The 9,662-nt window shown below is 72.1% G+C and carries 11 protein-coding genes; 6 read left to right on the top strand and 5 right to left on the bottom strand.

The features are described from left to right. Positions 1-19 precede the first annotated feature (19 nt). Positions 20-487, top strand: coding sequence for a GtrA family protein (locus ACIP82_RS19060; RefSeq protein ID WP_400654527.1), 468 nt, complete (start codon positions 20-22; stop codon positions 485-487). Here the strand turns inward: ACIP82_RS19060 and ACIP82_RS19065 are convergent. The 5 genes from ACIP82_RS19065 to rfbA form a co-directional block, all read right to left on the bottom strand. Further along, positions 474-1,667 (bottom strand): acyltransferase family protein, encoded by a 1,194-nt coding sequence (locus ACIP82_RS19065; protein ID WP_400654529.1) that lies wholly within the window; start codon positions 1,665-1,667, stop codon positions 474-476. The genes ACIP82_RS19060 and ACIP82_RS19065 overlap by 14 nt on opposite strands. Positions 1,668-1,782: 115 nt before the next feature. Next, positions 1,783-2,739 (bottom strand): NAD-dependent epimerase/dehydratase family protein, encoded by a 957-nt coding sequence (locus tag ACIP82_RS19070; RefSeq protein WP_400654531.1) that lies wholly within the window; start codon positions 2,737-2,739, stop codon positions 1,783-1,785. A 27-nt stretch (positions 2,740-2,766) separates the two neighbouring features. Next, positions 2,767-3,669 (bottom strand): glycosyltransferase family 2 protein, encoded by a 903-nt coding sequence (locus tag ACIP82_RS19075; protein ID WP_400654533.1) that lies wholly within the window; start codon positions 3,667-3,669, stop codon positions 2,767-2,769. 155 nt (positions 3,670-3,824) lie between these two features. Continuing rightward, the gene (locus tag ACIP82_RS19080) at positions 3,825-4,424 is read right to left on the bottom strand and encodes a dTDP-4-dehydrorhamnose 3,5-epimerase family protein (protein WP_400654535.1); all 600 of its coding nucleotides are present in this window, start codon (positions 4,422-4,424) and stop codon (positions 3,825-3,827) included. Beyond that, positions 4,421-5,296, bottom strand: coding sequence for a glucose-1-phosphate thymidylyltransferase RfbA (gene rfbA / locus ACIP82_RS19085; protein WP_400654537.1), 876 nt, complete (start codon positions 5,294-5,296; stop codon positions 4,421-4,423). The genes ACIP82_RS19080 and rfbA overlap by 4 nt, the downstream gene beginning before the upstream one ends. A gap of 82 nt (positions 5,297-5,378) precedes the next feature. Here rfbA and rfbB point away from each other — a divergent pair, with 82 nt between their 5' ends. The 5 genes from rfbB to ACIP82_RS19110 form a co-directional block, all read left to right on the top strand. Continuing rightward, positions 5,379-6,353: a dTDP-glucose 4,6-dehydratase gene (gene rfbB, locus ACIP82_RS19090; protein WP_363605812.1), complete on the top strand. Its 975-nt coding sequence runs from the start codon at positions 5,379-5,381 to the stop codon at positions 6,351-6,353. Further along, complete coding sequence (locus ACIP82_RS19095; RefSeq protein WP_400654540.1) at positions 6,350-7,666, top strand: hypothetical protein; 1,317 nt, start codon at positions 6,350-6,352, stop codon at positions 7,664-7,666. Before rfbB ends, ACIP82_RS19095 begins: the two co-directional genes overlap by 4 nt. Positions 7,667-7,776: 110 nt before the next feature. Further along, positions 7,777-8,178, top strand: coding sequence for a DUF2304 family protein (locus ACIP82_RS19100; RefSeq protein ID WP_400654542.1), 402 nt, complete (start codon positions 7,777-7,779; stop codon positions 8,176-8,178). After that, positions 8,175-8,951, top strand: coding sequence for a glycosyltransferase family 2 protein (locus tag ACIP82_RS19105; protein WP_400654544.1), 777 nt, complete (start codon positions 8,175-8,177; stop codon positions 8,949-8,951). The genes ACIP82_RS19100 and ACIP82_RS19105 overlap by 4 nt, the downstream gene beginning before the upstream one ends. A 364-nt stretch (positions 8,952-9,315) precedes the next feature. Next, a partial coding sequence (locus tag ACIP82_RS19110; protein WP_400654546.1) for a hypothetical protein occupies positions 9,316-9,662 on the top strand: 347 nt, incomplete at its 3' end.

Below are 9,662 nucleotides of genomic sequence, written 5' to 3' on the forward strand. Positions count from 1 at the left end.
CGATCACATGGGTGCTCACATGGTTTCCACCGACGAGTCGACCGACGCGGCCGAGGTGCCGACGGCCGGCCAGGGCGTGCAGCCCTCCGGCACGGGCACGGCCAAGCGCCAGATCCCGTCCTTCCTGGTGATCGGGGTCCTGAGCACCCTCTTCTACCTGCTGCTGTACGTGGTCGCCCGCCGCTTCGTCGACCCGCAGGTCGCGAACCTGATCGCGCTCGCGGTCAGCGCCGTCGCCAACACCGCCGCCAACCGCCGGTTCACCTTCGGCATCACGGGCAGCGAGGGGGCGTTGCGGCACCAGCTCCAGGGCGCCGTCGCCTTCGTGATCGGCCTCGGCCTCAGCGCGGGGGCGCTCGCGCTGCTCGATCTGGCCGCCCCGGACGCCTCGAAGGTCGTCGAGGTGGCCGGACTGATCGTCGCCAACGGCCTGGCCACCGTGGTCCGGTTCCTGCTGATGAAGGTCTGGGTCTTCAAGGGGAAGTGACGTCGGCGGGCCGCTGTTTCCCGGCGGCCCGCTTCAGCGGTCCAGGTGTCCAGCCCCTGAGGCGCATCGCCGGCCGCTCGACGGCGTACCAGGAGAGCACGGCCAGGACGCCGGTCGCGGTCAGGGCGCAGCCCAGGAACGCGGGCTTGCCGTAGCCCGCGCAGCCCAGCACCGCGAGCGCCTGCTCGACCGGAAAGCCGTAGATGTACACGCCGTACGAGAAGTCGCCGCGTCCGCCGATCCGGCGGCACCGGCCGGGCAGCCTCGCCGCCGCCCAGAACAGCAGGTAGACCAGGGCGGGCTGGCCGACCGCGGCGAAGCCGCCCCAGCGGAACGAGGCGGCCAGGGCCGGCGCGGCGGCCAGTGCCAGCCCGTCGTGGACCGGGATCCGGTCGGCGTGGAGCCGTAGGGCGCTGCCGAGCAGAAACGCGAAACCGAGTGTCGTGACGAGGTGGACGGAGAACTGGCCCAGCACCGGCAGGGTCACCCCGGGGCCGCCGGCCGGGGGCGCGCCCGCGGGGAGGTCCACCGCGCCGGTGGCGATCAGGATCCACAGCGTGAGCACCGCCGTCGGCACGACCAGCCGTCGGCCCAGCAGTCCGGCTGCGGCCAGCAGCCCGGCCAGCAGGTAGCAGAGCATCTCGTACTTCAGCGACCAGAGGGCGCCGTTGAGGCTCCGGTCGAAGTTGGTCCCGGCGCGGATGCCCTGCGCCAGCACCCCGGAGATGTCCCAGCCGGCGGTGGGCGCGCTGCCGCCCAGGCTGGTCAGGTAGCTCAGCGGGCCGTCCGGACGGCTCAGGAAGCCGTCCAGGGAGCCGTGTTGCCACCGGTACAGCAGTGGCATCAGCACGGCGGCGGAGAACAGCAGCGAGCCCGCGAGGCCGGGGACGAGGCGCAGCGTCCGGTGCCAGGCGAAGCGGCCGCCGCTCAGCCGCCGGGCGCTTTCGGTGATCATGAAACCGGAGAGGGCGAAGAAACCGAGGACGGCGGCCTTCCCCAGGTCGGTCTGCCGGCCGCTCCAGAGCCAGAGCGGGTCCGGGCGGCCCCAGCCGATGGGGTAGACGTGCGACCCGACGACGGCGACGGCCAGCAGCAGGCGCAGTGCCCCGAAGCCGTTCGCCCGCCCGTGGCAGAGCTGCGCGAGCGTGCCGTGCGGGCGGAGCAACGCGGGCCGTCTCATGGCTCCCTCGGGCGCAGCGGGCCTGGGTGGCGTCCGCGGTCGGGCTGCGGACGCCACCGTGTCGTGGGTGGGCCCGGCGTCTGCCGGGCCGCGTTTTCCCTGCCGGGCCCGGTGCCTACGGGGCGGGCGTGGCGGCCTGGGCCTGCCAGAGCTCCGAGACGGCCTGGCGCAGGGTGCGCCGGGGGGTCCAGTCGAGCCGCTCACGGGCGATGGTGATGTCGAGCTGCTGCCACTCGGTCTCCGGGCCGGTGCCGGCCGGCGCGGGCACCTCGGTGATCTCGGTGGGCACCCCGCTCTCCTCGATCAGCAGCTCGACGAGCAGCCGGGCGGAGGCGGCGGAGCCGGTGCCGATGTTGACCACCGGCGGGGCCGAGCGGTCGGTGGCGGCCAGGATCACGGCGTCGAGGGTGTCGGTGAGGTCGACGAAGTCGCGCTGCGCGGTGAGCGGCTGAAGCGAGAGCTGAGCGGTCTCGCCGGCCCGCCGGGCGGCGTCCAGCTTGGCGGCCATCACGCCGAGCAGGCTGTGGCCGGGCTGGCCGGCGCCGACCACGTTGCCGAGCCGCAGCACCACGGCGCCGATCCGGCCGGCCTCGACGGCGCGGACCACGGCCTCGGTGGCGGCGAGCTTGAGCCTGCCGTACTCCATCACCGGGGCGGCCTGGTCGCTCTCCCGCTGGCTGACGCCGATCGGCGCCATGCCGTACTCGTGCACGGTGCCGAGGTGGACCAGCCGGGCGGGGGCGGCCATCGCCGAGACGGCCTCGATCAGCCGGTCGACCAGGACCACGTTGGCCTGGTACATCTGCTCGTCGGTCAGGCCCCACATGCCGCCGGCCGCGTTGACCACCGTGTCGATCCGCTCCCGGTCGAGCAGCTCGGTGAGGTCGGCCGCGGCGTCGGAGGAGAGGTCGAAGGCGACGAACCGGCCGGGGGCCGGGTCGGCGGGGGCCTTGCGGGCGAGGCTGATGACCTCGGCGCCGTGCTCCAGGAGCCGGGCGCCGAGCACCCGGCCGATGAAGCCGGTGCCGCCGAGGACGGCCACCCGGGCCGGGGCCGTGTGCGGTGCGGTCATTGCGGGGGACTCCAGGGGTGGGGAGGGTCAGCGAGGCCGGCTGGCCGTGCTGGTGGCGTTGCGCAGCAGGGTCTTCGCGCCGTCCCACTGACCGGCGCGCATCGCACCGGGGACCAGGGTGAGGGCGTGGATCCGGGCCGACAGGTGCATCCGGGACGCCTTCGCGGCCTTCGGCCAGCCGTGCGCGTCGAGGCGGTCGGCGGCGTCCAGGAAGTACCGCCGGGCCTCGGTGAAGCGGGTGCCGCTGAAGGCGGACTTGGAGGAGATGCTGACGGTGTGCCGGCGGTACTGGAACACCCGGACGTCGTCGACGACCATCTGCTCGCCGGCCTGCAGCAGGTCGATGACCAGGGCGAGGTCCTGGATGATCTCCAGGTTGTCGCGGAAGCCGGTGGTCCTCACGGCGTCGGTGCGCCAGCAGATCGACGGGAAGTACAGCCAGTTGCCCTTGAGCAGGCTGACCGCGAGGTCCTCGCCGCCCATCAGGACGCGGCCCTGCTGCCGGGGTGCGTAGATCCGCCGCTTGGCCTCGTCGGCGAGCGAGCTGCTCGGCTTCCCGCTGCCGTCGATGACCTCGACGCCGGGCTGGATCATCGCGACGCCGGGGTACTGGGCCAGGATCGAGCGGACGGTGGCGACGTACTCGGGCAGCATGATGTCGTCGGTGCCCATGAACACCAGGTACTCGTGCTCGGCCATGCCCAGGCACTTGCGGTAGTTGCCGGTGACACCGAGGTTCCGCTCGTTGCGGAAGTAGCGCACCCGCGGGTCGCCGAGCTCCGCGAACCACTCCGGGACGCCCGGCTCCCGGCCGTCGTCCACGACGGTCAGCCGCCAGTCCGGGTCGCTCTGGGCCAGCACGCTGCGGACCGCGGCCTGCATCAGCGCGACGTCTCCGTAGTACGGAAGCAGGATTTCCAGAGTGGTCATGGTGGGGCACATCCGCTGGTCGGAGTCGGGGCCGGAGGCAGGGCGAAGACCCCGCGGCGGGCCCATCATACTGAGCCCGTGGACGGCCCTCGCCGGGGCCGGACGCCGATGCCCGGGCCGGCGCCGGAGGGCGCGGACCCGGGCATCGGATCGGTTCAGCGGGTGCGCAGGCTCTCGGTGAACGCCCGGCACTTCTCGTAGTCCGGGAGCAGACCGGTGGCGAGCGCCTCGGCCAGCGAGGGGGCGGCGGCGTCCCGGGCGGACAGCTGCGGGGCGTCGGTGGGCCACTCGATCCCGAGGTCCGGGTCGAGCGGGTGCACCGCGTGCTCGCCGGTCGGGTTGTAGGTCTCCGAGCAGACGTACGACAGCGTGGCGTCGTCGCTCAGCGCGCAGAAACCGTGGCCCAGGCCCTCGGAGAGGTAGACGGACTTGCGGTCCACGTCGTCCAGCCGGACGAACTCCCAGCGGCCGAAGGTGGGGGAGCCGACCCGCAGGTCCACGATCACGTCGAGCACGGCGCCGCGGACGCAGCTGACGTACTTGGCCTGGCCGGGCGGGACGTCGGCGAAGTGGATACCGCGCACCACGTCCTTGGCGGACACCGACAGGTTGCCCTGGGCGAGCCGCAGCGGGTGGCCGACGGCCTCCTCCAGGCGGTCGAAGCGGTACCACTCCATGAACAGGCCGCGGGGGTCGCCGTGCTGCTGCGGGGTGACCTCGACGGCGCCGGCGATGGACAGCTCGCGGAACCTCACTGGTCGCCCTCCTCGTCGAGCAGGGCGATCAGGTAGTCGCCGTAGCCGCTCTTGCACAGCGGCTCGGCCAGCTCGCGCAGCCGCGCGGAGTCGATCAGGCCGGCCCGCCAGGCCGCCTCCTCGATGCAGCCGATCTTGAAGCCCTGGCGCTCCTCGATGACCCGGACGAACTCGGAGGCCTGGACCATCGAGACGAACGTGCCGGTGTCGAGCCAGGCGGTACCGCGGTCGAGGATGGTGACGTGCAGTTCGCCGGTCTTGAGGTACTCCTCGTTGACGGCGGTGATCTCCAGCTCGCCGCGGGCGCTCGGCTTCAGGCCGGCCGCGATCTCGACCACGCGGTTGTCGTAGAAGTAGAGGCCGGGCACCGCGTAGCGGGACTTCGGCTGGGTCGGCTTCTCCTCGATGGAGATGACCTGGCCGCTCTCGTCGAACTCCACCACGCCGTACGCGGTCGGGTCGGCCACCGGGTAGGCGAAGACCATGCCGCCGGTCGGGGCGGTGCGCTGCGCGAGCCGGGTGCCGAGGCCGCTGCCGTGGAAGATGTTGTCGCCCAGGATCAGCGCGACGGGCTCCTCGCCGATGAAGTCGGCGCCGAGCACGAAGGCCTGCGCGATGCCCTCGGGCTTCTCCTGGGCGGCGTACTCCAGCTTGAGCCCGAACTGGGAGCCGTCGCCGAGCAGGCGCTGGAACTGCTCCTGGTCCTGCGGGGTGGTAATGATCAGGATCTCGCTGATACCGGCCATGACCAGGGTCGACAGCGGGTAGTAGATCATCGGTTTGTCGAAGACCGGCAGAAGCTGCTTCGAGACTGCTCGGGTCAGCGGCCACAGTCGTGACCCGGTGCCGCCCGCCAAGAGGATTCCACGCATGCCCCGCAGCTTATGTGAGTGGCCGGGCCCCCCGCTGGCCCGGGGCGATGGCCCCGGGGCGCACCGGTAGACTGCCCGCACTATGCGCATCCTCGTCACCGGCGGCGCCGGCTTCATCGGTTCAGAGTTCGTCCGGCAGCTGCTCGGCGCCGACGCAACGGATCAGATCACCGTCTTCGACAAGCTCACCTACTCGGGCGTCGAGGCCAACCTGGCGCCTGTCGCCGGTCACAGCGGCTACTCCTTCGTCCGCGGTGACATCTGCGACGTGGACGCCGTCGACCAGGTGATGCCCGGGCACGACGTGGTCGTGCACTTCGCGGCCGAGTCGCACGTCGACCGGTCGATCGAGGGCGCGGGCCCGTTCGTGGTCACCAACGTCCTGGGCACCCAGGTGCTGCTGGACTCGGCCCGCAAGCACGGTGTCGCCCGCTTCGTGCACGTCTCCACCGACGAGGTGTACGGCTCGATCTCCGAGGGCTCGTGGACCGAGGAGTGGCCGCTGGCCCCCAACTCCCCGTACTCCGCCTCCAAGGCCGGGTCGGACCTGCTGGCGCTGGCCTACCACCGCACCCACGGCATGGACGTGGTGGTCACCCGCTGCTCCAACAACTACGGGCACTACCAGTTCCCGGAGAAGGTCATCCCGCTGTTCACCACGAACCTGCTGGACGGCCGGAAGGTGCCGCTGTACGGCACCGGCGGCAACATCCGCGACTGGCTGCACGTCTCCGACCACTGCCGCGGCATCGAGCTGGCCATGCGCAAGGGCCGGGCCGGCGAGGTCTACAACATCGGCGGCGGTACCGAGATCACCAACAAGGAGCTGACCGGCCTGCTGCTGGAGGCCGCCGGCGCCGACTGGTCCATGGTCGAGCCGGTCGCCGACCGCAAGGGCCACGACCTGCGCTACTCGCTGGACATCACCAAGATCGGCGAGGAGCTCGGCTACGCCCCGCAGGTCCGTTTCGAGGACGGCCTCGCCGCCACCATCGCCTGGTATCGCGAGAACCGCGCCTGGTGGGAGCCGCTGAAGGCCAAGGCCACGCTGCGATGACGAACCCGGTGGCCAAGCTGCTGGGGGCGCTGCCCCCGGGGGTGCGGCTCGTGGCGGGGGGCACCGTGGTCCTCGGTGTCTCCTCGTACATCTTCCTGGCACTCGCCGGGCACAGCCTGGACACCACCCAGGTCGCCGGGGTCTCGATGCTCTGGACCCTGGTGATGTCCGTCGGGTACGGGCTGTTCTCGCCGGTCGAGCTGGAGCTGACCCGCCTGGTCGCCGCCCGCGACGTGGCCGGCCAGGGACCGGGGCCGGCCATCCGGCGGGTGCTGCTGGCCACCGCCGTGGTGCTGGTCGTGGTGCTGGCCGCGGTCGCGGCCGCCGCCCGGCCGATCGCGGACCGCTTCTTCTCCGGCGACCTCGGTCTGGTGGCCGGCATGGCAGGCGCGCTGGTCGGCCTGGCGGTCAGCTCGGTGGCCCGCGGGGCGCTGGCCGGACTCGGCAGGTTCGGCGCCTACGGCCTGCAACTCGGCGTCGACGGCGGGCTGCGGATCGGGCTGGCCGCGCTGATCCCGCTGTTCGGCGCCCATTCGGCCCTGGCGTTCAGCCTGATCCTGGTGGTGGCGCCGCTCGCCGCCTCGGCGATCGGGATGCGTTCGGTCCTCGCCGACCGGCGCGGCGGTCCCGCCCCGGTCTGGCGCGACGTCGTCACCGGCCTCGGCCTGCTGACCGGCTCGACGCTGCTGGCGCAGCTCATGGTCAACGCCGCGGTGGTGAGCGTCGGCGTGCTCTCGCCGTCCTCCAAGGCGCTGATCGCCGCCCTGCTGAACGCGGTGGTCCTGGCCCGGGTGCCGCTCTTCGCCTACGCCGCGATCCAGGCCTCGCTGGTCTCGTCGCTCTCGGGCGCCGCGGCGGCCGGCAACCACGCGGAGTTCCGCAAGGTGCTGCTGCGCACCGGCGGCATCGTGGTCCTGATGTGCACGGCCGCCGGGCTGCCGACGGTGATCCTCGGCCCCTGGGCGATCCGGCTCTTCTTCAAGGCACAGGACGTGCTGGGCTCGGTCGACTTCCTCTGGCTGTCGCTCGGCACCCTCTGCTACATGCTCGCCACCGTGTTCGGCCAGGCGCTGCTGTCGCTCGGCCGCCACCAGCGGCAGCTGCTCGCCTGGCTGACCGGCTCGCTGGTCCTGGCGGCCGTCACCCTGGTGCCCGGCGACATCGCCACCCGCGTCGAACTGGCCTACCTGGCTGGTGCGGGTGTGAGCGCGGCTGCCATGCTATGGGCGCTGGCCCGTTCCCTGGCCGCCCCGGCCGGTGCCGTGGCGGAGCCGAAGGAACCGCTGGCGGCGCGTCACACGTCGGAGGTGTGACGCTTCGTCCTCGGGCCTAGCACAACTGGCGGCGGCGGCCCGTTCACGCCACGCCTTTAATATGTGATTACCCTTGGCCACGCCACTGCCGCTGAAAGGCGCTTCCAGTCGTGCATCTCACCGTCATCACTTCGATCACCGGCGTGCTGGTGCTCGTCTACATCCTGGAGCTGCTGCGCCGACAGCAACTCCGGGAGAAGTACGCGGCAATCTGGCTCGCGATCGGCGTCGTCGTGGCGCCGCTCGGATTCTTCCCCACGATTCTGGACTCAACCGCGCGCCGGCTCGGAATCGCGTCCGGCGTGAGCCTGGTCCTCTTCGCGGGCTTCGTGCTGGTCCTGCTGGTCTCCCTGCACCTCAGCTGGGAGGCGTCCCGGCTGGAAGCGGAGACCAGGACCCTGGCCGAGGACGTCGCCATGATGCGGGCCCACCTGGCCGAGCACCACGGCTACCCGATCGCGCGCAGCAACAACGACGGCAGCAAGTCGACCGACCCCGGGGTGACCGCATGATCGACGGCAAGCGGGTACTGATCATCCTCCCCGCGTGGAACGAGGCGGAGGGGCTGCCCAAGATCCTCCGCGAGATCCAGGAGAAGCTCCCCGGAGTGGACACCCTGGTGGTGGACGACGGCTCGGTGGACAACACCGCGGCCGTCGCCGCCGGGGCCGGCTCCCGGGTCGCGCAGCTGCCGTACAACCTCGGCGTCGGCGGCGCCATGCGGTTCGGCTACCGCTACGCGCACCTGCACGACTACGACGTGGCCATCCAGTGCGACGCCGACGGCCAGCACGACCCCGCGTACGTGCCGGACCTGCTGGCGAAGCTCCAGGAGGCGGACCTGGTCATCGGCGCCCGCTTCGCCGGTCAGGGCAGCTACAAGGTGCGCGGCCCGCGCAACTGGGCGATGAAGCTGCTGTCGGTGGTGCTCTCGCGGATCACCGGCACCCGCCTCACCGACACCACCTCGGGCTTCAAGGCCTGCAACAAGCCGATGATCGAGTTCTTCTCGCAGTGGTACCCGGTCGAGTACCTGGGCGACACCATCGAGAGCATGGTCGGCGCCGCCCGCTGCGGCTTCGTCATCCGGCAGGTCCCGGTGGCGATGCGCGAGCGGACCACCGGCACGCCGAGCGCCTCCCCGATCAAGGCGACGATCTACCTGGCCCGCGCCGGCCTGGTGCTGCTGCTCGCGATGATCCGCCGGATGCCCAAGCACCTGAAGTCCATCCAGCCCGCCACCCGTGCGGCGGCCAACCGGCGCGAACTCGTCGGCAGGGCGTAGGACGGTTCGTCCGCGCCCCCGGCGCCCGTGCGGCGGCGGGCCCGGACCACTTGCGCAAACGGTTCCGCTCCGGCGGTCGGCACAGTGCCGACCGCCGGAGCGCGTTATGGCACATTCTTTGCCCGCCGTTAGGGTGAGCGCTACGCGGAGTGTGCTAAGGGAACAGACCGTCGGGGACGGCGGTCCGTGTGCGACCGCCTCCGAGGGGTGCGCGGGCGCCGGGTCTGCGCGAGTTGTTAGCGTGACCTCCACAACTGGTCTGCCGAGTGGAGCCCCGCGGGCTGCCGGGCGGGCCGCGGACAGGCCGGCCCGGCCTGCCGCATCCATCTCAGAGCCGGGCTACCAGGGGAAGAGTCGGAGATCAGTGCAGACTTCAACAGAGACCGTCGAAGAGCACCCGGGCGGTGCCCCGGGGAGTAGGACTCCGGCGGCCGCCGCGACCCGCCCGTCGGGCCTGCCGGGCCGGGTGGTGCGGCGGTTCGACGAGGCCCGGGGCCGCCGCTGGTTCTGGCCGGTGGCGCTGCTCGTCGGCTACGCCGTGGAGGTGCTCTTCCGGCTGGTGCTCGTCCGGCACCTGAGCTACCCGTCGGTGCACGCGGACGAGGACGGGTACCTGGTCCTGGCCCGGGTGCTGGCCGGCCGGCCGACCACCGAGATGCCGGTCGGCGTGGTGATCCCCGGCGGCTACCCGCTGCTGATCTCCCCGGCGCT

This window comes from Kitasatospora sp. NPDC088548 (genome assembly GCF_044753005.1).
Classification (GTDB): Bacteria; Actinomycetota; Actinomycetes; order Streptomycetales; family Streptomycetaceae; genus Kitasatospora.